General features: G+C 40.7%; 12 protein-coding genes. 11 read left to right on the top strand and 1 reads right to left on the bottom strand.

Annotation, left to right across the window (positions count from 1 at the left end):
• Positions 1 to 6: 6 nt before the first annotated feature.
• Complete coding sequence (locus HMPREF9447_RS01195; RefSeq protein WP_009127378.1) at positions 7 to 1,377, bottom strand: sigma-54-dependent transcriptional regulator; 1,371 nt, start codon at positions 1,375 to 1,377, stop codon at positions 7 to 9.
• 184 nt (positions 1,378 to 1,561) lie between these two features.
• Here HMPREF9447_RS01195 and HMPREF9447_RS01190 point away from each other — a divergent pair, with 184 nt between their 5' ends.
• The 11 genes from HMPREF9447_RS01190 (at position 1,562) to HMPREF9447_RS01140 (ending at position 26,023) form a co-directional block, all read left to right on the top strand.
• The gene (locus HMPREF9447_RS01190) at positions 1,562 to 3,055 is read left to right on the top strand and encodes a TolC family protein (RefSeq protein ID WP_009127377.1); all 1,494 of its coding nucleotides are present in this window, start codon (positions 1,562 to 1,564) and stop codon (positions 3,053 to 3,055) included.
• 56 nt (positions 3,056 to 3,111) lie between these two features.
• Positions 3,112 to 4,362, top strand: a complete 1,251-nt coding sequence (locus tag HMPREF9447_RS01185) for an efflux RND transporter periplasmic adaptor subunit (protein ID WP_009127376.1) — start codon at positions 3,112 to 3,114, stop codon at positions 4,360 to 4,362.
• An 11-nt stretch (positions 4,363 to 4,373) separates the two neighbouring features.
• Positions 4,374 to 6,674, top strand: coding sequence for an ABC transporter permease (locus HMPREF9447_RS01180; protein ID WP_009127375.1), 2,301 nt, complete (start codon positions 4,374 to 4,376; stop codon positions 6,672 to 6,674).
• 23 nt (positions 6,675 to 6,697) lie between these two features.
• On the top strand, positions 6,698 to 9,067 hold the full coding sequence (locus tag HMPREF9447_RS01175) for an ABC transporter permease (protein ID WP_009127374.1): 2,370 nt from the start codon (positions 6,698 to 6,700) through the stop codon (positions 9,065 to 9,067).
• A 38-nt stretch (positions 9,068 to 9,105) separates the two neighbouring features.
• Entirely contained in the window at positions 9,106 to 11,514 is a 2,409-nt protein-coding gene (locus tag HMPREF9447_RS01170; protein WP_009127373.1) for an ABC transporter permease, read from the top strand.
• Positions 11,515 to 11,528: 14 nt separating this feature from the next.
• Positions 11,529 to 13,934, top strand: a complete 2,406-nt coding sequence (locus tag HMPREF9447_RS01165; protein WP_009127372.1) for an ABC transporter permease — start codon at positions 11,529 to 11,531, stop codon at positions 13,932 to 13,934.
• Between the two features lie 28 nt (positions 13,935 to 13,962).
• Entirely contained in the window at positions 13,963 to 16,374 is a 2,412-nt protein-coding gene (locus HMPREF9447_RS01160; protein ID WP_009127371.1) for an ABC transporter permease, read from the top strand.
• Between the two features lie 29 nt (positions 16,375 to 16,403).
• The gene (locus tag HMPREF9447_RS01155; protein ID WP_009127370.1) at positions 16,404 to 18,791 is read left to right on the top strand and encodes an ABC transporter permease; all 2,388 of its coding nucleotides are present in this window, start codon (positions 16,404 to 16,406) and stop codon (positions 18,789 to 18,791) included.
• 196 nt (positions 18,792 to 18,987) lie between these two features.
• Positions 18,988 to 21,306 (top strand): ABC transporter permease, encoded by a 2,319-nt coding sequence (locus HMPREF9447_RS01150; RefSeq protein WP_044137290.1) that lies wholly within the window; start codon positions 18,988 to 18,990, stop codon positions 21,304 to 21,306.
• Positions 21,307 to 21,329: 23 nt separating this feature from the next.
• On the top strand, positions 21,330 to 23,726 hold the full coding sequence (locus HMPREF9447_RS01145) for an ABC transporter permease (protein WP_009127368.1): 2,397 nt from the start codon (positions 21,330 to 21,332) through the stop codon (positions 23,724 to 23,726).
• An 11-nt stretch (positions 23,727 to 23,737) separates the two neighbouring features.
• Positions 23,738 to 26,023 carry an ABC transporter permease gene (locus tag HMPREF9447_RS01140; RefSeq protein WP_009127367.1) on the top strand — a complete coding sequence of 762 codons (2,286 nt, stop codon included), beginning with the start codon at positions 23,738 to 23,740 and terminating at the stop codon, positions 26,021 to 26,023.
• Positions 26,024 to 26,039 lie beyond the last annotated feature (16 nt).

Genomic DNA, 26,039 nt, shown 5'->3' with positions numbered 1-26,039 from the left:
TTTTATTTACAGACCTAATTTTTCGATCTTCCTATACAACGCAAACCGCGTGATGCCCAGATACTCCGCTGCCCTCGTCATATTTCCTTCGCTCAAGCGCATCGCTTTTTCCACTGCCTGCCGTTCCAATAGTTCCAGATTTAGTACTTCTTCCTCTTTCTTTAGGCGGGGAGTTGAAGCCTGAAATATGAAATTATCAGGGCGGAGCAGCGAACCATCCCCCAAAATCACAGCACGCTCCATTGTGTGCTGCAATTCTCTCACATTGCCCGGCCAGGCATATTTCAGCAATTTAGCTTTCGCCTCACGCGTCAGTCCACGCATTTCTTTCTGATATTTTCGGGCATAACGTTGCAGGAAATAGTCGGCCAACAGAAGAATATCATTCCCTCGTTCCCGCAAAGGAGGAATGTGCAGCTCAATCGTATTGATGCGGTAAAGTAAGTCCTGCCGAAATTCTCCTTCTTCAACCAAACGGCGTATATCCGCATTGGTGGCACAAATCAAGCGTACATCAATAGATACCGCCTGAGTGCTTCCCAGACGACTAATTTGCCTTTTTTCAATGGCTGTCAGCAACTTTGCCTGCATAGGTAACGAGAGATTTCCTATTTCATCCAGAAACAACGTACCGCCCGTTGCCACCTCCATACGTCCGGCTTTCGACTTCCGGGCATCGGTAAATGCCCCTTTTTCATAACCGAATAATTCACTCTCAAACAGCTGTTCCGGAATACTTCCGAGGTCAATCGTCACAAACGGTCGTCCATAGCGGGGTGAACTGCGATATAGCAAACGGGCTATTACATCTTTTCCCGTTCCATTCTCGCCAAGAATGAGAATATTAGCATCCGTATCACGTAGTTTCTCTACCGTTGAAAAAACATCCTGCATCGCAGCAGACTCGCCGATAATGGACTCTTCCGCACCACTCCCGGCACCACTCAGCACTTCCACTTGCTCTTTCAGCAGATTGACCTCGCAACGGGAACGCCGCAATTTGATGCCGGAGAAAAGCGTAGCAAGCAGTTTCTCCTTTTCCCAGGGTTTCGGAATAAAGTCTGTAGCACCGGCCTTGATGGCTCGCACCGCTTTATCCGTATCCGCATATGCTGTCATGAAGATAACGACGGCCTGCGGGTCAATGTGCAGAATTTGTTCCAGACTTTCAAAGCCTTCCTGCCCGCTGATGGCATCACGGCTAAAGTTCATATCCAACAATATAATATCCGGCTGGAAAGTTGTCATAAAATGCTCGATGCGGTCGGGAGTTACCGCCACTTTTATCTTTTCGGCATAGGGTTCCAGCAAAAGGTTGAGGGCAAAGAGGACGTCCTCATTATCATCTACTATCAGTATTTTCCCAAGTTGTTCCATGATTGTTTTTATTCTACGCAGCAAAGATAGATATTATTTCCATGTGTTGTGCGTGCGTATACGCACTATTTTTGTGCGGTATAGCACACGAATCAATATATAACACAAAGAATTAATTGTTGATATACAACCATTTACGATTTTGGCATAAGATTTGAAAGTCTTTTATCAAAAGGGATATACTATGTACAAAAATATACTTTTATCACTGATAACTTGCGGTACTCTGGTAACCGTTGCTGCCCAGGAACGTACCCTGGACCTGACTTTAGAACAAACAATAGAGCGTGCCCGTCAGCAATCGCCCGATGCGCAAACAGCCCGTCACAGTTTCCGTTCGGCCTATTGGAGTTATAAATATTACCGCGCCAATTACTTACCTGCATTGAAGCTGACTTCCGATCCAGCCTTGAATCGTGCAATCAATAAAATCACCATGAGTGATGGTAGTGTGAAATTTGTGGAACAGAATCTTCTAAGTACCGACCTCACACTGAGCCTCACACAGAATATACCCTGGACAGGTGGTACGCTATTCGTGGAAACTTCTGCTCAACGACTTGATTTGTTCAGTGATAATACCATTTCCTGGCAGACGTCACCCATAAATATCGGCTATAGTCAAGCACTTTTCGGATACAATAGTCTGAAATGGAACCGCCGCATCGAGCCATTACGCTACCGGGAGGCAAAGAAAACCTATGTAGAAACTCTGGAACTCGTTGCCGCACGCGCCACGCAGAAATTCTTCGCCCTTGCCACGGCACAGAGCAATTATGAAATTGCTTCTACCAACTATGCCAATGCAGACACCTTGTATATATACGCGCAAGGGCGCTATAACATTGGTACCATCACTGAAAATGAAATGTTGCAACTGGAACTGAATAAACTGACTGAAGAGACCAACCGCATGAACGCACATATCGAGGTAGAAGATTGTATGCAGGAACTCCGTTCGTATCTCGGCATTCAGGAAGATGTGTTGATAAAGGTGGAGGTCAACGACCATGTCCCCAGTCTTCACATAGACTTGAATGCCGCTTTGATGACAGCAAGAGAAAATAGCCCGGACATACTGAATATGCAGCGTCGCAAGCTGGAAAGTGAAAGCAATGTAGCCAATGCCCGCGCCAATGCCGGTTTGAAAGCTGACCTCTATCTCCGTTTCGGACTGACACAGACAGGAAACAAGTTGAAAGATGCTTATCACAATCCTTTAGATCAACAATACGTCACCCTCGGCATCAATCTGCCAATATTGGATTGGGGGCGGGGAAAGGGGCAGGTTCGCGTGGCCCGTTCCAATCGCGACTTGACATATACTCAGGTAGAACAGGATAAAACTGACTTTGAATTGAATGTCCGCAAACTGGTACAGCAGTTCAACCTGCAATCGCAACGCGTACACATTGCCGCCCGCACTGACGAAACAGCGCAACGGCGTGCCGATGTAGCCCGAAGACTTTATATTTTAGGCAAATCTACCGTACTCGACCTTAATGCATCCATCAGCGAAAAGGATGCTGCACGACGTAATTATATAACAGCATTATATAATTACTGGAGTCTGTACTATACTCTCCGCAGCATTACGCTCTATGATTTTGAACTGGATGCCCCACTAACGGAAACGGAAAGGATAGAGGCGGTAATGGATGAGATGATAAGAAAATAGAATGATAAATCATATACTGTATAACCTGATTATAAATCGAAAACATAAATAGCATCATGGATATTAAACTCGAAAAGAAGCCTTGGTACATCCGCTACCGTTATTATCTGGCAGGAGGCGTGGTTTTCCTCGCTTTCCTCATCTACGTCATTATTCTTTCTGCCGGTCCGAGCAAACTTCGCATCGACCAGGAAAATGTGCAGATTGCCGAAGTGAAGAACGATAAGTTCATGGAATATGTAGATGTGGAAGGACTTATCCAGCCAATTCTCACCATCAAGATCAATGCCCGTGAGTCAGGCAGTGTAGAACGTATCATAGGCGAGGAGGGAAGCCTGCTTCAAAAAGGAGATACCATCCTTATGCTTGAAAACCCGGACCTTTTGCGCAGCATCGAAGACCAACGCGATGATTGGGAAAAACAACTGATAACCTATCAGGAGAAAGAAATCGAGATGGAGCAGAAAAGTCTGAACCTGCAACAACAAACTTTGCAGACTAATTACGAACTGGATCGCCTCAAGAAAAGTTTCGACCTCGACAAGGAAGAATATAAAATGGGAATCAAGAGCAAAGCTCAACTGGAAGTTTCCGAAGACGAATACAACTATAAAGTGAAAAATGCCCAGCTACAACGCGAAAGCCTTCGTCATGATTCCGCTGTGACCGTTATCCGTAAAGACTTAATCCGCAACGACCGTGAACGTGAACGCAAGAAGTATGAACGTGCCTGCGAACGACTGGACAACTTAATTGTAAAGGCTCCCGTCGCCGGTCAGCTTAGTTTTGTAAAAGTAACTCCGGGACAGCAGGTTTCTTCTAACGAAAGTATTGCGGAAATCAAGGTGTTAGATCAATATAAGATACATACATCTCTTAGTGAATATTACATAGACCGTATTACAACGGGACTTCCTGCTACAATAAACTATCAAGGACGCAAATATCCGCTTCGCATCACCAAAGTAGTTCCTGAAGTAAAAGACCGTACTTTTGATGTCGACCTGGTATTTACTGGAGAGATGCCGGACAATGTGCGTGTCGGTAAGAGTTTCCGAGTACAGATAGAGTTGGGACAACCAGAACAAGCTATTGTTATTCCACGTGGCAATTTCTATCAAGCTACTGGTGGACAATGGATTTATAAACTAAACGCATCCAAGAGCAAAGCAACACGCGTTCCTCTTAGTATCGGACGTCAAAATCCCCAACAATACGAGATTACAGACGGTTTACAGCCGGGTGATTGGGTAATTACGACAGGATATGATAACTTTGGCGAAGCAGAAGAATTGATATTGAAATAAGAACGAATATCATGATACAGCACTATCTAAAAATAGCTATCAGAAACCTGCTAAGATATAAAGCACAGACTTTAATTAGTGTTATTGGTCTGGCTGTAGGTTTTGCCAGCTTTGCTTTATCTGGCATGTGGGTGAATTATGAGCAGAGTTATGATACTTTCCATGATGGAGCTGATAGAATTTATGTGGCATCTATTTCTTCTGTTTTTTACTCAAACGGTTATTCCACTATAACTTCTCCTTTGTTAGCACCTTATCTGGTCAAGAACTTTCCTGGAATAGAGTCGGCTACCTATACCAATTTTACAACGGAATTTAACGATGAACAAAGCAGACACTGGAAAATGATATCAGTGGACAGTGCTTTTATTTCAATCTTTCCGGTTACAGTGCTGGAAGGTAACTTACAGTTTCTGTACAATACTGCTGACGAAGTTGCCATCAGTGACAAAGCCGCCCGCATGCTTTTCGGCGATGAATCTCCCATAGGTAAAGAATATCCATTTGATAAAAAGATGACTATTACGGCTGTGGTGCAAGAGTGGAAAGGGCATTCCAATTATGATTTTGATGTTATTTCAAGACGCAAAGCTCCTAAATATCAAGAATGGGGGTATGCTGATGGAACAACTTTGTTTCGCGTTGCTCCGGGCACCAACATCGATGCCTTGCAGAAGAAACTGGAAAGTATGGAAGTAGATATGAGAGGTACTATAAGAAAATATCCTGTTCGAATTACTCCATTAACAGAAATGCACTATACATATCCCTATTATAATACATTTGTCCGTATAGAGTATGTTCGCCTCTTTTGTTTAGTCAGCATGCTGATAGTGCTGGGAGCATTATCTAACTACCTTATCATATATCTAATACGCATCCGCATGAGACAGCGCGAGTGGGCACTTCGTAAAGTAAACGGAGCAACAGAGAAAAGTCTTATAATCCTGCTGATGTCTGAGATTATATTACTGTTGTTTGCTGCAATCCTGGTCGGGCTGCTACTGGTAGAAATTTGTCTTCCTACATTTAAACAGTGGTCTTACATATTTGAGGAAAGTTATTTCTTCTATAAAGAGACACTCATTTATATGTCAATTGCAACAGGAATTGTTTTGCTTTTTGCCTGGGGAACCTTAGCAGTTCAGCGGCACTTTACATTGCAGTCTGCCATATCTTCCGTTTTCACCAGCCGTTTCTCTGTTTTTTATCGCCGGATGGGGCTCTGGCTTCAGTTGGTTATCAGTATCGGATTCATCTTTTGCACAGTAGTAATGATAAAACAGCTGCACCATCTCCGTACTTCTGCTGATATGGGAGTTACTCACACTGATGTAGAGTATGTGGCTTACCTCCAAGGTATTTCTGACGATGAAAAGGAGAACTGGGTAAGGCTGATGAAAGAGATTCCAGGCATTGACTTCCGAGAAGTTTCAAACTTACCTTTGCCTGGCTCTTCCAATTCAATGTTTACTACAATAGAATGGGATGATAAACAACCGGGAGATGAAGAGATTGCAATCAGTAGCTTTCAGGTTTCAAAGGAAACATTCAATTTATTCGGATTACAATTAGTGACTGGCATTTTTCCGGATGAATCATCTGACCGTAATGATGTTCTAATCAATGAAGCTCTCGCCAAGAAATTTGGATGGAAAAATCCTATAGGAAAAAAGTTCTCCAAATCTTATGTAGTTGCCGGTGTTCTGAGAGACATTCGTCTTTCACCAACAGTAGAAGCAATGCCGGCCGTATATACTATATCAATGTTTCCTCCCAGAAAAGAATACGCGTATACCTATCATGGAAAGTATGAGGATGCCCAGAAAGCCATTAACGAGCACATTAAGCAGAACTACCCTGACTTTTATATGTGGTCACGAAGTTTCAGCCGCATCATTGATGATGCCACCGCTTCCGAACGTGTTCTGATGAAGCTACTTACTGTATCATCTATAATTTGCATCATTATTGCAGTCTTCGGAGTATTTTCCCTGGTCAATCTTTCGTGCGAACAACGGCGTAAAGAGATTGCCGTTCGCAAAGTGAATGGAGCTACGATATCAGACATCATCGGCATCTTTCTCCGGGAGTATATGAGCATACTGGCATTGGCTGCAATTGTGGCTTTTGCAACAGGCTACATTGTCATGAAACACTGGTTGGAAGGGTATGTAATCCAAACGACCATTACTTGGTGGATTTATGTGGCTATTCTGGCAACGGTGATTGTTATCATTTCCATCAGTATAGGTTGGCGGATATGGCAGGCAGCACGACAGAATCCGGCTAAAGTAATTAAAAGCGAATAATAATAAAATTATATTTGAAAGATATGAAAACACTCCAATACGCCTGGCGTTTCCTGATACGCTCAAAGTCATATACCATCATCAATCTGCTGGGGCTTGCTTTCAGTCTGGCATGTTGCATTATCCTGGTTCGTTATATCCATAGAGAACTGACAGTAGACAACAATTGCATCGACCGGGAACAGGTCTATGGTATCAAAAGGGACATAAATGGTAACATATATCTGTCTACCCTTATAAGTAGCAAAGACAGCAGTCTTATCGATCAACGCTATATCAATAAGCAAACCAGTTTCATTCCATTAGAGAAAGACTATGTGATGGTGGGAACGAACCGTTTCCCTTCACGGATGATTGTGACGGATAGTGTATTCTTTCAACTGTTCCGTTATCCAGTAGTACAAGGCAATATTACATTACGCTCTCCCCAATCTGCCTTGGTTACAGAAACATTTGCACGGAAACTTTTTGGGAAAGAAAATCCTGTGGGCAAAGTGATTCGCAGCTCCAACGACAAAGATATAACAATTGAAGGCGTATTGGGTAATCCGGAAAACAAGACCTTTCTGCAATTTGATGTAGTACTATCCAAAACTTCGTCCAGCAGTTGGGAACGCATGCCTATAGATTTATTTTCATTTATGCCGGGAACCGATATGGATAAACTGAATAAGGAAGGGCGTAATCCCCAATATGTAAACTCTCCCGAAAGTGGTGATACACGTACCTATACTTACTCTTTTATCCCAGTCAAAGAGCTCTATTGGGACACTTCCATCAGCAATGAAGAACCATTGATGTTCTTTACCGGTAGTTACCCCCACCTATTGATTATGATAGGAGTATGCTTACTGGTGTTACTGACAGGTATCATCAATTTCATCAATATCTACCTGGTAGCCATGCTCCGGAGAGGAAAAGAGTATGGGTTGAAGAAAGTGTTCGGTGCAAGAGGAAAGGAATTATTCTTCAATATATGGACAGAAAATACATTGCTGGTATCAGCTGCCATGCTGATAGCTTGGCTGTTCATAGAGATAAGTGCCGCGCCTGTGAAGAGCCTGTTCAATTATCACTTTGTCTATACTGCATTCGACTGGCAATTGTCGTTAGCTATATTGATAATACTGCCATTGATTACCTCCGTCTATCCGTTTATAAAATACAATTATACTCCGCCTATAATTTCAATTCGTTCTATTGGTTCAGAAAATCGTTCGGTGCGTTCACGTATCCTGTTTCTGGGAATTCAGTATATGCTTACCTTCTTGTTGGTGGTGCTCTCACTCTACTTCAACAACCAGTTGGATGTATTGCTCAATACTGAACCTGGTTTCCGCACGAAAGACATTATCATTGCTCAGTTGGCCTATGAGTCCAAAGACTTCAGTTCTTATACCGATGAAAGCATGAAACTGCGTCAAGAGCGGATAGAGGCATTGGATAATGAACTTTCCTCGTGTCCATACATAGAAGATTTCGAATCCAGCTACACTGATATCCTCAAAGGTGATTACGGCAGTAATTACATAAGTGACGAAGGAAAGAAGGCTTACTTGAACATGCGTTTTGCAACACCTCATTTCTTCCATATTTATAATATAAAACTAATCGAAGGAGAACTGCCCAACCTGAAAGATAAAGATTTCTGGGGAGTGCTGGTAGTAAACCGTGCCGCTATGGAGGCTTTGGGTTACACTACTTGCCAAGGTGCCAATGTCACAGAAGAAAACTCACTGAGGCGGGGAACTTCCGGCCAATCCCAGCCTATCGCAGCAGTAGTAGATGATTATTATAGCGGACATTTATCTCTGGGAAAGAAACCAACTGTCTATATGGTAAGTGACCGCATGAGTGGTGATGTTTATCAGATAGCTTGTACGCCGGGGAAGAAGAAAGAAGTGCTCGACTTTTTACGCAAAACAGAATTGAAAATTTATGGAAGTGAAGACTTTGAATATAGTATCCTGGAGGAGGATGTGAAAGCAATCTATGCTCAAGACCAGCAAATAGCTATTATCTACTCCATCTTTGCCTGTATTGCAATAGCTATTGCCAGTCTCGGATTATTCGGCATTTCTCTGTTTGACATCCGTCAGCGTTATCGCGAAATCACAATCCGTAAGGTAAACGGTGCACAGTTGAAAGACCTTTATCCATTGCTGCTACGTAAATATATGGCAGTGTTGGGTGTCGCATTCTTGTTAGTGATCCCTCTTTCCTGCTATATTATTCATATATATACAAGTGGTTTTGCCGTAAAAGCGCCTGTTACCATCGGTATATTTATAATAGGCTTAGTAATAGTTACAGTTATTTCATTGGGCACTTTGTTATGGCAAGTACGAAAAGCAGCCAATATAAACCCGGCTGAGATTATGAAATATGAATAACAAGATATAATAATACAGGAAAAAAATAGAATGAAAATATGAAAACACTCAGATACGCTTGGCGTTTCCTAATACGCTCTAAATCATATACCGCTATTAATATTATCGGGTTAGCACTGAGTCTGGCATGTACTATCATATTAGTCCGCTACATTCATCGGGAACTCCTAGTAAATACACATTGCACAGATGCTGAAAATGTCTATATTCCACTTCGCGATATAGATGGCAATGTATTCCCGGGTAGTGTAGGGGCAGATAGCGGAGCGGACACTATTTATTTTCAGCCTGAAGCTATCAAAGAAAGAAGTAATTTCATTACATTCTGCAATGATAATGTGACGATTGATGAAAAGCCTTATGCTGTCCAAGTATTAGTAGCTGATACAGCTTTCTTCCATTTCTTTAATTATCCGCTGAAAGGCAAACGGATGGTAGCTCCGGAAGAGGCTCTTATCACCCGGAAATTCGCTAAGCGTGTATTTGGAGAAAAGAATCCAATAGGGCAGATTATGGAATATTCCGGAGGCAAACACCTCACTATTTGCGGCATATTGGATGAACCGGCATGCAAATCTTCACTGACATTTGATGTTGTGGTAAACCTCAACCTTAAAACAAGAAGAGAATGGAGCAGAATGTATGTTGAACTTCTACGTTTCATGCCAGGAGTCGATATGAATGCTATTAATGCTTCCAGTAACGTCTACCGCCAGACATCACAAGGGTTTAGAATACGGTATAACTTCATTCCTGTCAGCCAACTTTATTGGAACAAAGAATTGGCGGCTTCCGGTGATGATCCTGAAATATGGCATTACAGTAGCCGTTCCCACATCCTGATACTCACCGCGGTATGCTTACTGCTATTACTGGCAGGCATATTGAACTTTATCAATATCTATCTGGTCTTCATGCTAAGACGTTCTAAAGAATATGGTGTGAAGAAAGTCTTCGGTGTACAAGGACACACTCTCTTCATGCAACTATGGACAGAGAATGCATTAATGATATCCATCGCTTTATTACTGGCATGGTTTTTCATCGAGATATTCTCCGGATATGCCAATCGGTTGCTTGATAGTGACATTCCTTATACAACTTTTGACTGGCAACTGTCATTAGCGGTTTGGGTTCTTCTACCATTAATCACCACAATTTATCCCTTTATCAAATACAATTATCTACCACCCATCATATCCATACGCTCCATCGGAGGATCACGTCAATCAGTTGCAACCCGTACAGTCTTCCTGTTTATACAGTATAGTATCACTTTATTGCTCATTATACTATCATTGTATTTCAGCAGTCACCTCCACTTTTTGCAAGATACTCCTCCGGGATTTCGGACAAAGGGTATATTGTATGCCAACTTAGTACCTCTCTCCAAAACTTGGTATTTAGAGAGTGATGAACAAAAAAAGAAACACTGGCAAGATGCCCAGAGCATTGAGCAAAAGCTGGAAGAATGCCCCTTTATCGAACAGTGGTTCCGTGGAGAACCGTCACATTGTGGCATTTTAGGAGCAGGAGGCGCAGGCACATCCACTCTTATAAATGATAAAGACGTGAAACAAAATATGATGCTGATGTGGGTGCCCCTCGACTTTTTAAAATTTTATGAGCTACAGATGAAAGACAATGTGCTGCCTGATAAAATTGAGGGACGCAATAAATATCTTGTAGTTATGAATGAAGCTGCCATGAAGACCTTCGGCTATACGAAACGTGATGAAGCATTTATCAGGGGAGAAAAAGCACTTTGGATTTCCATGGGCATGGATGGAAATATTGTAGAAGGCGGCACATCTCTGATGCCCGTAGAAGCAGTCATAGAAGACTACTACACCGGACATCTTACTGCCGGTAAAAAACCTCTTGTATTCATGGTATCTCCCAGTGGAGGTGGTTCACAATACCAGATAGCCTGTAAACCCGGAAAAGAGAAGGAACTTATCTCTTATCTGAAAAAGGCCAGACAAGAGATTTTCAATACCGAAGAATTTGATCATCACTGGCTGGAAGAAGATGTGCAGGCCTTATATCGCGAAGACCGTCGTGTGTCAACTGTCTTCACGTTTTTTTCCGCCATTTCCATCTTTATTTCGGTTTTGGGGCTATTCGGACTTTCCTTGTTCGATATCCGCCAACGTTACCGCGAAATAGCCATCCGAAAGGTGAACGGAGCACAGTTACGGAATTTATATTCAATTTTATTCCGTAAATATATATGGGTGATAGGAGGGGCAACACTGCTTACTGTACCATTATCTTACTATCTCATATACATTTATACAAAGGATTTCGTTGTTAAAGCACCTGTCAGTATATCCATATATGTGATTGCCATACTAATTGTTGCAGGCATTTCATTGGGCACTCTGTTATGGCAGGTGAATAAGGCCACACGCATTAATCCGGCAAAGATTATGAAAACAGAATAAAAACATCATAACATATGAAACAAATTCTACTATCCATACGCATGCTATTGCGGTTTAAGGTGTATACCTTTGTCAATTTCATAGGATTAGCAATTAGTCTTGCCTGTGTATTTACCATAACACGATATATTCATCAGGAGAATACAGTGGACCACTGTTATCCGGAATACAAACGGATTTGTTTTATCGAACGTTCTATCAGTGACGGTACAAAAGAACTGGCCGGATACCAATCTGACTTAGAGAAAGATCCGGCAGTAGAACGTTATACATCATTCACTCCATGTACCGATTTGGTTATGGATTTTGGAAAACAAGAAATTACTGTCAATGCTCTGTCCGTAGACAGTACATTCTTTAGTATCTTTCCTTATCCCATATATATGGGCAACGGGAAAATAAAGCGCCCTAACGATGCGCTCATAACTAAAGAGTTTTGGCTTCATTCGCTAAATGGAGTACCCAATCCTATAGGCTTGACTTTCCTGAATTCCATCGGAAGAAAGTTTCACATTGTAGGCGTATTGGATACCCCGGAAACCAAAACGTCATGGCTACCGGACATGTTTTTATCGGACGAACTGGAAGAATTATGGTTCTCAAATCCGAACTATGCCGTAATCATGGCACCGGGTACGGATATAACTGGATTAAATAAAAAATATGATAAAGAACAGCCACGAGACCAATGGAGTACATTTCAAACCATGCACTATCAGTATTTACCATTGGCAGATTATTATTATACAACCTCTCATGAAGAGTCAGCGTTATCCCGACATGGGAATAAAGATTATATTCGTGTATTATGGATTGTAGCCTTTCTGGTGGGTATTATAGGCATACTGAACTTTACCAATATTTATACAGTCATCATGTCCAAACGTGCCCGTGAGTTTGGCATAAAAAAGGTATATGGAGCAGGTAGAAAAGAGATCTTTATTCAGATATACATTGAGAACATATTACTCTCAGGAGCTGCATTATTTGTTTGTTGGCTGATTATTGAAATTACCAGACATCTGTTCTACAATGAAATGTATATTCCTACGAACTCAAATTTAAAGTATGACCTGAATATATCTCTTCTTATCTTATTCGTACTTCCATTACTGACTACATTTTATCCGTTTATAAAATTCACTCATAACACTCCAGTCTCTTCCATGCGTGAACTTTCTTCTACACGTTTCTCTGTCCGTTCACGCATGCTTTTTCTTGGTTTTCAATATGTCATCACTATCTATATGATCGTCATGTCACTTTTCTTCGTACGGCAACTCGAATACATGCTTCATTCCGACCTCGGCTTCCGTACTCATGATGTAATAGAATGCAAGATGTATATTTTCAAAGGAGGAAGTTCATTTCATGAGAAAGAGAAAGAAGATCTTTTGAAAGAAGGGAAAATACAACAGGCTAATAAAGAGTTAGTAAACAAACGAATGAGTGAAAGCACATTATTTACTCATTGGAGCAGAATATCAATGCCGCTTCATTACTTCAAGCAGTCACGTTACGCTCTTAACCAAGCAGAGAATGGTTTCAAACCGGTATTACGGGCCAGAATGTCTCCACGCTATATGGAATTATTCGGATTCCAACTACTGGAAGGCAGGCTATGGAATGATTCAATAGATGAGATGTTTACCAAAAATAGTTTTAAATGTATCATAAACGAATCTGCCAAAAAAGTATTTGGCGTCAAGGATATCACACGCGACAAACTTCAGGGTGAAGACACAAGTTGGGCTTCCAGTAACGTTCCATCTGAATATAATCCTCCACTTGAAATCGTAGGGGTTGTAAAAGATTTCAATGTCAGGCATTTATCACAGTCTACCGCTCCCATGATTATCGAATATTTTGATGAAAAAATTGAACTCACGACTATTACTGCTTCATATCCGCACGAACAACGTGCAGAAGTCATCGACTTCTTGCGTAAACTATATGAAGAAGCTACGGGAAACACTGACTTCGAATATAAACTGATAGAAGATGAAATAGCTTCCATGTACAATGAAGACCGCCAGGTTGTGGATATCTATTCATTGTTTGCCAAAGTTGCCATTCTTATATCATCTTTGGGACTATTGGCCATTTCTTTATTTGATATCCGTCAGCGTTACCGGGAAATAGGATTGCGTAAAGTAAATGGGGCACAAGGGAAGAACATATACCCTTTGCTCATCAAAAAATATCTCTCAGTATTGGGGATAGCCTCATTAATAGCTGTTCCGTTATCATTCGGGGCGATAGTTCTCTATTTAGAAGACTTTGCCCATAAAGCACCCATCACTCCCGATTTATTTATTATAGGCATAGGCGCAACAGCCTTGATTTCACTATTGACTATTATCTGGCAGATTTATAAAGCAGCCAATGTAAATCCGGCAGAAGTGATTAAATATGAATAAGAAAAATAATAATATAAAAGTAGAATATATGAAACAAATCTTATTATCCATACGCATGCTATTGCGATTTAAAGTATATACTTTTATTAACCTCATAGGATTAGTGTTCAGTGTATCTTGCGCATTGATCATAGCCCGCTATATTCACCAGGAAAATAATGTAGATCACTTCTGTCCGGAATTGGAGCGTACTTTTCTGATGACAACGGTCACGCAAAATGGGGAAACTTATTTGGCAGGAGCTATAGACCGTAATAATGATTCCAATTTCAAGAATCCTTTATTGGATCCAAGTGTTGAAAAGGTTAGCCAATTTATTCCATTCTCAGACGATTACATAATGGTAAATAACCGCCGGTTCACCGTCCAGACGATGATAGCCGACAGCTTATTCTTAGAAATGATGCCTTATCCCGTAATAGAGGGAAATAGTACAGTACACTCTCCCGACGATGTCATTATGACTAAAAAATTAGCAACTCGTTTGTTTAAACACGAAAGTCCTATAGGCAAAACATTGAAGACTTCTACGGGCAATATAGTAACGGTTACAGGAGTTATTGACGAACCTTCCACAAAAGCCTCCATGCAATTCGATCTTGTCATTTCTATAGAATTAAGCAAATCCTGGAGCCGTATGGAGAACCAATTAGTACAACTGCATCGCCCCGAAGACGTCATACAACTTAATCGGAAAAATAAAGTACCGATGCAATTAAAGTCGTATTCTGACCGCGCAATATACTACCAGTTAGTGCCCCTAAAAGGCTTTTATACCAATACAACAGTCGCTACATATGACACTCTTATTTACAAGGGAAACCAAACTTCTTTAAATATTCTCACGCTTATAAGCTTTCTGTTGCTACTTGTCGGTATGTTCAACTACATAAATCTGCATACGGTAGTCATGCTGAAACGTGCCCGGGAATTTGGGATAAAGAAAGTTTTTGGGGCTAATGGTAAAACGGTTTTTCTCCAGCTCTATTCTGAAAACTTTTCTCTGGGAGCCATTGCATTGCTTTTCATTTGGACTTTTGTAGAAATAACACGCGGCATTGTAACTTTATGGCTTGAAATTCCTGTTGTGGCAGATTTGTACTTCGATATATGGCTTTCAGTCTTTTTACTGTTAGGCATGCCACTTCTTACTACTATCTTCCCATTTCTGCGTTATAACTACGCACCACCTATTCATTCCCTTCGTTCCATCAGTACAGGCGGAAATTCAGTGGTATCGCGTGTTATATTCCTGTCAGTACAATATATCATTACAATCTGTCTAGTAATAGCAGCCATTTATTTCAGCCGCCAATTACATTATGTGCTCCATTATGACTTAAATTACAAGACTCAGGATATCATCAAATGTTCGCTTTTCTCAACGGATAGAACATATGGAGATGTTATTACCTCCATGGAAGAATGGGAAGCAAAAAGAAAAGAAGAGGACTTAAAAGTAGAATCGGTAAAACGGAAAATGGATGAATCGCCCTTATTTACCCAATGGACCTATGGTGATTCACCTATCCAGATGTTCCCCCCGCATACAGAATGTACTGCATCTACTGGTGAAAAGGCTAAAATCAGTGTTGACTTTGTGGATCAGAAGTATATGGAACTCTTTGACTTTAAGCTCAAAGAGGGACGTATCTGGGATGATGAGAAAGACCAGTTTGCACAATACAAATTCATTATTAATGAGACTGCCAAGAAAGTATTTCACATAGAAGATATCAATAAAACAAAGATGCAAACAGATGCACGAATGTGGTTTAGCGTAGGTACAGATGCAAGTTCAAACCCTCCCTATGAAATAGTAGGTGTAATAGAAGATTTCAAAATGGGTCATCTGGCCAACCCTGTTTATCCACTGGCATTCTGCTATAGTATAGGTGGTCATCAACAACCATTGTTGGCCTCTATTGTTCCCGGAAAGCGCAAAGAAGCCATTGAATTTCTGGAAAAAGTATTCCATGAAATAAATGGGGAAGGGGAGTTCAATTACTCATTCATCGAAAATGAAATAGCTACACTGTATCGCGATGACCAACGCACCACGCGCATTTATATCACTTTCGCCATGATTGCAATACTTATTTCTTGTTTGGGATTATTCGGATTATCGCTGTATGATATTCAGCAACGATATCGTGAGATAGCTTTACGAAAAGTAAACGGAGCCACTGCCCGTGATATCTTCCGATTATTGCTACGTAAATATTGCTATATATTCAGCATTGCTTTTATTCTGGCTTCCTGTATCAGCTATATATTGATTCATAAATATATGGAAAGTTTTTATCATCATGCGCCACTGTCACTCTGGATATTCCTGACTGCCGGACTTCTCATTGCGCTGATTTCACTTTGTACATTAGGATGGCAAATTCATAAAGCAATAAAGATAAATCCGGCAAAAGTATTAAAAGGAGAATAAATACGTTACCAAAGAAAATATAGAATATCATGATACAGCATTATCTTAAAATGGCATCGCGGAATATACTGAAACATAAGACACAAAGTATAATCAGCATTGTCGGCCTAGCAATAGGGCTGGCTTGTTTTGCCCTGTCCACCTTCTGGATACAATATGAAATGACGTATGATAATTTTCATAGGGATGCAGAGCGTATCTATCTGGTACGAACGGACGACCGGCATTTCGGAGCACATTACTCCAACTTTGTACCCTACGCTCTGGGCGGCTATCTAAAAGACACTTATTCGGAAATAGAAGACTTCTGCATATTCGAACAACAAAGTTTCTTCACCCTAAAAAACAAACAACAGATAGAATGTCCGTATATTGCGCCGGATTCTACTTTTATTCGCATGATGGATATAAAGATTTTAGAAGGTAGCCAAAATTTCTATTTATCAAATTCAGGAGAAACCAAAGAGGTGGCCATTACGGAAACGATGGCTCGTGAACTTTTTGGCACTACCAAGGTCATTGGACAAAATCTGATTGCTTCCAACAATATGAGGGAATATCGCATAGGAGCCGTTATAAGTGACTGGGGGAGACATTCTAATTTTAAATACTCCATTATGGGGTGGATGAGCAGTGATGACACTTCATGGGATAACAGCCACTATAGACTGTTGATAAAGGTAAAGAACGGGAGTGACGCTCATGCACTTTTAGAAAAGATGAACCGGAATTTCCCTGAAGAATTGAAAAGGAATAAATACACTGACGTGACCGGAATTACCCGCTTCTATCTGGAACCTATCACAGAATTACGCTATGCGGATGAATTTATTCGTGGAGATGAACTCATTGTACAATTCCGTTATATTGTTTATTTCTCAATAACAGGAATACTCATTATTCTGTGCGCATTAGTAAACTATCTGACGATTTATATGGACTGCTTCCGCTCCCGCAAACGTGAGATGGCCTTGCGTAAAGTAAACGGAGCTTCCGAAGGTTCGTTGTTAGCATTGCTCAGCACCGATTTCTTATTTACCATTCTGCTGGCTTCAATATTAGGAATGTTTTTCATAGAACTGCTCAAGCCTTGTTTTTTGCGCTATTCCATGATTGTTGATACAGATATATCTGTTTATGGTAATTGCATGATATACATAGCAGGTATGGCAATATTAGCATTTCTCGTTGCTATACTTTCTGTCGTTATATTCCGCCGCCATTCGTTACAAAATACGATACATAGGCCATATGCAAATGCCATAGGACATATGTGCCGAAAGGGGAGCATTATAGTGCAACTGGTTGTCTGTATAGCATTTATCCTCTGCACTACCATTATGCAAATGCAACTCTATCATTTACGTAATGTAGATACGGGAATGGACTATCAGAACCGTGCATCCTTGGGTATCTGGATGAATGTAGACATGAATGTGTGGGCGGAAAAAGTGAAGGCATTACCCATGGTTACCGAAGTTGTGAGGCCTGTTTACTGGCCTCTTATCAGCATGGGTGCCTATTCTGCTTTTGAAGTCGACTCATGGGATGGCTTGGATGATACAATTGAAAAGCCACTCGGTATAGATGAAATTTTAGCAGGAGAAGAGTTCTTCAAATTCTACAATATGCAACTGCTGGCAGGAGAGTGGGTTTCAGATAAATCAGATGTCCGCGAGGTCAATATCATGGAAACAACAGCCCGGACTATGGGCTGGACACCTGAAGAAGCAATCGGAAAACACATTTCTTATTGTAATAAAGAAGTGACACCTATGACCGTAATAGGAGTTATAAAAGACTGTGCTTACAAATCTCCTACAAAAGATTTACCGCACACAGTATTTGTCAATACAAACAAATCGAAATATATGTGGCCACGTTGTTTCGTACTCTTCAAATACAAGCCGGGAACCTGGGAAGAATGTCGTCGTCGTATTGAAGAGATGCAGCAGTCTGAACTTCCTGACCGCAAATTATTTTTGGATAGTGAAGAAGAAAGATACAACAAGTACCTGAAGTCAGAAGATGCTTTATCCAGTCTTTTGAGTTTTTCCTCATTAATTTGTATTCTGATATCTGTATTTGGTATCTATTCTCTGGTTACATTGACTTGCGAGCTACGACGGAAGGAAATAGCTATCCGCAAAGTGAATGGAGCTACCATCCGTAATATTCTAAATATTTTCCTTAAGGAATATTCTTTGCTTCTGATTATATCTTCACTGATAGCTTTCCCGATAGGCTATATTATCATGAAACTGTGGATTGAGACTTACAATCGCCAGGTCAACATAGGAGTGTTGCCATTCATTTTTATATTGGCAGGCATTGCGATAGTGATTGCCCTTAGTATCGGCTGGCGTGTATGGCAGGCAGCGCGACAGAATCCGGCAGAAGTTATTAAGAGTGAATGAGTCGGGAGTAACTTGAAACACATGTGCGAATATGCACTGCTTTTGTGCAGTATAGCACACTTATTTCATATTACTACATTCAATATTCACCTATTAAACAAGCTGTTATGAGTTTGGCACAAAATTTGAAATCTTTATATGAAAAGATTCTGTGAAACCCATCAATAGTGAATAAAATGTGAGAAAATTTAAAACCATGATACAACATTATTTTAAGATAGCATTCCGTAATATACTGAAATACAAGATACAAAGTATTATCGGCATCTTTGGTTTGGCAGTAGGCTTCACCTGCTTCGCCTTTGCTAACCTGTGGATACATTATGAAACGACGTATGATGCTTACCACGAAGGAGCCGACCGGATGTATATTCTCTGCAAAGAAAATGTATTTGGTGTAAACGGGTACTCTACTTCCATGCCATACCCGGCATCGACTGTGCTGAAAAACGATTTCCCTGAGGTGGAAGCTGTATGTGCCTATACAAGATGGGGACAAAAAATAGATCTTAAAGCAAATGGTCGTACGGTGAAAACTAATGATATACAAGCAGACTCCTGCTTCATGAAGATGTTCAATATATCCATTCTATCAGGAAGCATGGACTTTATGTATTCCAATGACAAGATAGCCTTAACAGAAGATATAGCCATGCATTTATTTGGTTCTACAAATGTACTGGGCAAAGAAGTTAAAAACTACAATGATGATACACTGACGATTTGTGCCATTCTCTCAAATCTCAATCATAGTAATCTGTCATTTGGCTACTGGGGACAGGGAGAATATTTCCGCCGCTGGCAGAATGATTGGAGTAATGGAAGTTTCGAAATCATTATCAAGTTACGTAAAGGGACTGATCCAGTAATCTTTCAAAAGAAACTTGCCGCAAATGAAACTAAAGCCGATCCGAGAGATCCCCGCAGAGTGTTTGAGGACATCCGGCTAATACCACTCAATGAATATCATTATTCATCAATTAATAGGAACAAATCTTTCCAATTCTATTATCTGATACTATTTTCCGTAGCCGGAGGTCTGGTGATTCTTTGTTCTTTGTTCAATTATCTCTCTCTGTTCATCACTCGCATGAGGATACGCAGCCGTGAGATAGAATTGCGCAAAGTATGTGGTTCCTCCATTGGGGGTGTATTTATTCTACTTTCTGTGGAGTACCTATACATCATATTGCTATCCGGGGTATTGGGTATGGCTTTGGTTGAGATGGTCTTACCTGCTTTTAAGAAAATGTCCGGGATATCCGGGAATATTTATGGAGAATCACTTCTTTATTTCGCAGGGATTCTTTTACTGTCTTTACTTCTGTTAGTGCCATTCGCCATCAAACGATCGTCCCCCCAGAATACCGGAAACAAGTACGCACTCCGTAAAGTAAGTATTGCATTCCAGTTAGCAATAGGGATTCTTTTCATGTTCTGCACAATGGTGATGATGAAGCAAATCTATTTTCTTACGAATACAGATTTAGGATGGGAAAGAAAGGATATAGCTTCCATCAATCTTTTATATCCGGACAATGATTTTGAAATCATTGCTAATAAGATCAAACAATTCTCATGTACAAGGGAGGTGGTGTCCGGACATTGTTGCTTATTGCCTCAATCATCAGGCTTTTCACAGACTTTCGATAATTGGGACGGGAAAGAAGATGAAGCGAAAAGTATAGATATGCTATGTCTATGGAATTGTGAAGAGACAGTCTCCTTTTACAATCTGAAACTGTTGGAAGGAGAGATGGTGAAGCCGACAGAGACGAATAAAATAATGATTAATGAATCGGCTGTAAAAGCACTTGGAATAAGCGATCCGATTGGAAAGAAACTTTATCAGCAGAATAGAGCATGGACCATTGTAGGTATAATTAAAGACTTCCACATCACGGTACCGACAGCACCAGTACAACCTTATACTTTAGTTGCAATAGATATTCTTAAAGGCATTGGATTTTCTTTAGGGAAAGGGCAAATCTTAATCAAGTTTCATAATGGTAGATGGAAAGAACTAAAAAACCAGATAGACAGTATATTCAGCCAGGAATATCCGGAAGTGAGATACAGATTATACAACACAGAAGAAGAATATGCCGGATATCTTAAATCAGAAGATGCACTGATAAAGTTATTGAGCTTTGTTGCCGTGGTTTGTGTACTTATTGCAGCTTTTGGCATCTTCTCCCTCGTTACGCTTAGTTGTGAACAACGACGCAAAGAGATAGCTGTGCGTAAGGTGAATGGAGCAACAATCAAAGATATACTACTCATGTTCGTAAAAGAGTATATACTTTTATTGCTCATTGCATCCATCGTAGCATTCCCGATAGGATATGTCCTGATGAAACGCTGGCTTGAAAATTATATAGAACAAACAACCATCAATGTCTGGATCTATCTAACTATCTTTGCATGTATAGCAATAGTCATCTTCGCATGTATCGGCTGGCGCGTATGGCACGCAGCCCGTCAAAATCCGGCAGAGGTAATTAAAAGCGAATAAAAACATATAATTCACATAGACTTATGATATCTCATTATTTCAAAATAGCAATCAGGAACCTGTGTAAATACAAGACACAGAATATCATATCTATTATCGGTCTATCCGTAGGATTGTTATGTTTCTGTATCTGCATGTATTGCAGCCGCTTCGTAGACAGCACCAATCATTGCTTCGCCAATTATGAGCGCATAGCCGAACTAAGCCTTTACGACAGTAAGGCTGACAGATATTTTTCCGGTAGCCCCGTACCTTTGTCCGAAGAGCTTCGCACCTGGTCCATGGGAGAAGTGGAAGCTATTTCATGCGTAACCTATCCGCGTGAACGCCCTTTCTATGTGGAAGTATCCTCGGAAAAGACATTGCCTTATGAACTCGAAACGATTGAAGCGGATACTTGCTACAATAAAGTATTCACTCCGAAAATGGTGGCAGGACATTGGGAAATGGCAAGCCGATCTCTTAATTCCGCCATTTTAAGCCAATCCATTGCCATTAAGATATTCGGTAATGCGGAAAGTGCCATCGGTAAGCACATGACTTTGATGAGAAGGCTCAATACGTCCCCCGAAAGTACTCCAAGAACAGGAGGCATCGTATATACCATTCAAGCTGTAATGGAAGATATTCCTTTGAATAATAGCATTGACTTCATGCAAAACATAGATGTACTGACCGTGAATGACAGCGAGGGACTTCTACAAAGCCCTAAACGCCACAACATGACAGGAGCAAGTACTTATGCACTGCTATCACCACAAACCACTTGTGCTGCTTTAGAAAAACAAATTTCAAAAAGGAACTATACCTATACTTTGTATAACGAAGCCTACACCGTCACCGCCGACCGCATGGGAACCCAACTAAAAAAACAAGGAGCTTCCTATCTGGCATTGGTGACCGGAATCATAGGCACACTGATACTATTGGTGGGGTTGATAAACTTCTTTCATTTTCTCATAGGTTCATTCTTTAACCGCACTAAGGAATACAGCATCATGAAGATGGCAGGTTGTAACTGGAAACAATTATTCAGTTTGCTATTCACGCAATCATTAATTGTCATTTCCATATCATCCGTACTGGTATTTTGGGGAATAGAATTACTTGGAGGTCATATGAATTTCTCTTTACCGGGTTTTGCCATGTCCTTTACTGCTGAAGCCCTTTTGATACACGCCCTGCAATATATCATTTTCCTTATCATACTTTGCACTGTCATTTGCCTGTCTGTTTCTGCTCGTATCTGTAAGATTTCAGTGCAAACAGGTATCTATGGAAGCAGTAAACGCAGAGGGAAACAATGGGGGCGCAACTTCATGCTGGGTATCCAATTCTTTATTTGCTGGATATTCGTATCGCTAACAGTCGCCTTATACCTGCAATCAGAAAAAACAGCCAATACCTTATTCCACACATTAAGCCAAAAAGAGAAAGCGGAAATATTAAGTATCCCATTAGATTATCCGTTCATGAAAAACGAAGAAAAGCTGACTATGATAGAACGCTTTAAGCAACATGCAGGAGTAAAAGAGGTCCTATTGTCGGATATCGGCTATATGTATGGAATATCAGGAAATGGGTTGACAACAGAGAAAGGAAATGACAACTCCTGGATTGATATTAACATCATGGCAGTTCCGTCCAATTTTTTCTCTTTCATGAATATTCCCATAGAGCAGGGAAGTAGGTCACAAACTGATAAAGAAATTATAGTGGACAGAGCCTGGCAGGAAATACAAAAAAAAGACGTAATCGGTATGAATTTATATAGTGGAAATACCGGCTACACAATATGCGGAATATCCGCTCCTTTTCAGGCAGATGTATACAACCAGAGTAATGGATATGCCTTTGTACCATACGATTCTTCTGTCTATATAGGCCATTGTTATATCAAAAGCCATCCCGGACAGCAGAAAGAAGTAACTCAATGGATAGAGAAAGTCTGTCGCGAGATGCTTCCTGAAAACATAACTTACCAGACTAAGACATTCCTTGATGATATTCATGTGGTGCAGGCCATCGAGTACAATTTGAAAGATATTATTTTGTTCTTTGCCATAGTCAGCATCATTATTACCCTGCTGGGAGTATACTCCAGTATCACGCTTGATACAGAACGCAGGCAAAAGGAGGTTGCCATCCGCAAAGTGAACGGAGCAAATGTTCCACAAATCATCCTACTATTCGCTCGTTTATATATCATTTTATTATTGTGCAGTGCTGTCATTGCATTCCCACTTGTATATACTGCACTGATGCTATGGAAACAGATGTATACGGTATTCTTTGATTGCGGCTTCCTATTCTGGTTCTACATATTCCTTATTGTAACTTTGATTACAGCTATTACCATACTTTTCCGTATCTTGCGGATAGCAAGAACCAATCCGGCAGAAGTAATTAAAAACGAATAACAAGTAAAAGAATGATTATACATTACCTGAAAATATCGCTCCGAAACCTGCTGAAATATAAAACTCACAGTCTGATTTCTGCCCTTTGCCTGGCAGTAGGGATTGTTTGCTATACGTTGGTATGCTTTTTCATTCAGGAGATAAATAGACAGGAAGATTTGCCCAATAGTGAACAGAGAGTAAGGATTGAAGTTAACCAACGCCAAAGTTCTTTTTTCCGAGCTAAAGAAATACAACGTTTGATAGAACAATCCATCATGGGGTTGGAATGCCTGACCATACAATCTTATAACAATTCGACAGAAATAGAAGTCATTGACAATGAACAACGCAATCTGCCTTTCCTGATACAATACAGAGGGGTTAACGGGAACTTTTTCTCTTACAATGCCAAAAAATTGCTATATGGCAACCAACTTCCCAAAGCTCCTGATGAAGTTGTGTTGTCGCAGAAGTTTGCCCGTAAAGCATGCGGCACCGCAAATCCTATTGGAACAATCATACACTTGGCTAACCCGAAAAATATAGCAGAGAATTCTATTCAGGACTTTAAAGTTATAAATGTGGTAGAAGAAGAAGACCTGCAAAGTTTAAAAACTGACTGTTACTTCTTCTACGAAGTCATACCATATGAAGCCTTAAGCGTAGGAGGTTATCTATCGCCTAAAACAGATATAGAGACACTAAACAAGACTTTACAATCAATAACATGGCAACGGGATGAAGAGACCGTTCACCCCGTTGCTAAATTCACGCAGAGACATGACAACACTTTTGCAATGGCAAAGCTATTGATACTGTTTATAGCTTCACTTATCCTGATTTCAGGGTTGATTAACTTCCTCAAATTTATCATTCAGATGTTCTATAATCGTCAGCGTGAAGTGGCGCTTCGCAAGTGTATGGGTTCGGAGATAAAAGGGTTGTTCCTGCTTCTCTTTGCCGAGATATTTTGGATGATATCCGTCGCTTTTCTTTTATCCTTAGCATTGACGGAGATTATGATAAGTCTGGCAGAACTATACATACCGAACCGAGATATGCCCGATTTATCATTATCGGCTATCTACGTTGTGCAGTTGCAGATATATCTCGCACTTTTGGCAGTATGTATGCTGGTGATATGGTTTCCTATCCGCCGATTACGCCAAGTGAGCATCATTAGTCAAATCAACAACAACCGTAGCCGCCATATCTTCCGTTCGGTCATGATGTGGTTACAACTGGGTATTTCCATATTCTTTGTGGGCAGTACACTCGGCATTAATATGGTGTGGCACGAGATATTCGGTGAGGCATATAGTCCGCTAACCTCCGAAGAAGAGAAAAACATCATCGCCCTGAACGTGAACAGCCAACGTATGTGGCAAAATCTAAATCCTATATTAACTGATATTCAAGCTCTTCCGGAGTGCACAGAAAAACTGGCAATGATGAGTGATATACAAAGTGGACAATTCTTTATGCGTACCTACAAAAAAGCTGACCAATCGGAAGCTATGATTGCCATCACAGAAGGTTCATCCAATTATTTCAAGTTTCTGAACATTCTGTTGCAAGGCAAGGAAGTAAGTGAAGAAGCGGAAGGCGTTATTTATGTCAGCGAAGACTTCAAACTGCAACTGGATAAAGACAGTGTACAAGGAATGGTAGAACTCAACAATCAGAATTACCGCATTGCCGGCACCTACAAAGCACTTTATAAAGAATCCCAAGGAGGGCGTACTATCGGTTCAGCATTCTTCCCTGGCAACCGGTTCAGAACCTTTTACTTTAAGTTTGCACCGGGAACAGACCCTGACAGGAACCTCCGTCGCATCACTGATATTTGCCGGAACTACATACCAATGACTTTACCCCTTGAGGTTCGTTCCCTTGCTGATAACAAACAAACCGTCATGGGCTCTATGTATATGACCCAAGTAGGGATGACAATACTGGCTGTTGTAAGTATACTATTGGTTGTACTGAGTATCTATTCTGCCATTTCCATGGACACAGTCAGCCGACAGAAAGAAATTGCCATCCGCAAAATCAATGGGGCCACACCGTGGATTATCGCCGGAATATTCGGAAAAGCCTATTTGGTGATTTTCATACTGGCATTTACAGTTGCTTATCCACTGGTGAGATTAATGCTGTTATCGCTAAATGACACTCCGGCTAAGTGCATACAGAGCTGGGACTGGGGCATCATGCTTTTCTTCTCTGTAGCCTTGATGATATTCCTCACTACAGCATACAAAATTTATCGGATTATGCATATCAATCCGGCTGAGATAATAAAAAATGAATAAATATATTACTAATTTA

Origin of the sequence: Bacteroides oleiciplenus YIT 12058, from assembly GCF_000315485.1 — a bacterium.
Classification (GTDB): Bacteria; Bacteroidota; Bacteroidia; order Bacteroidales; family Bacteroidaceae; genus Bacteroides; species Bacteroides oleiciplenus.
This window is presented reverse-complemented; position numbering and strand designations above follow the sequence as displayed.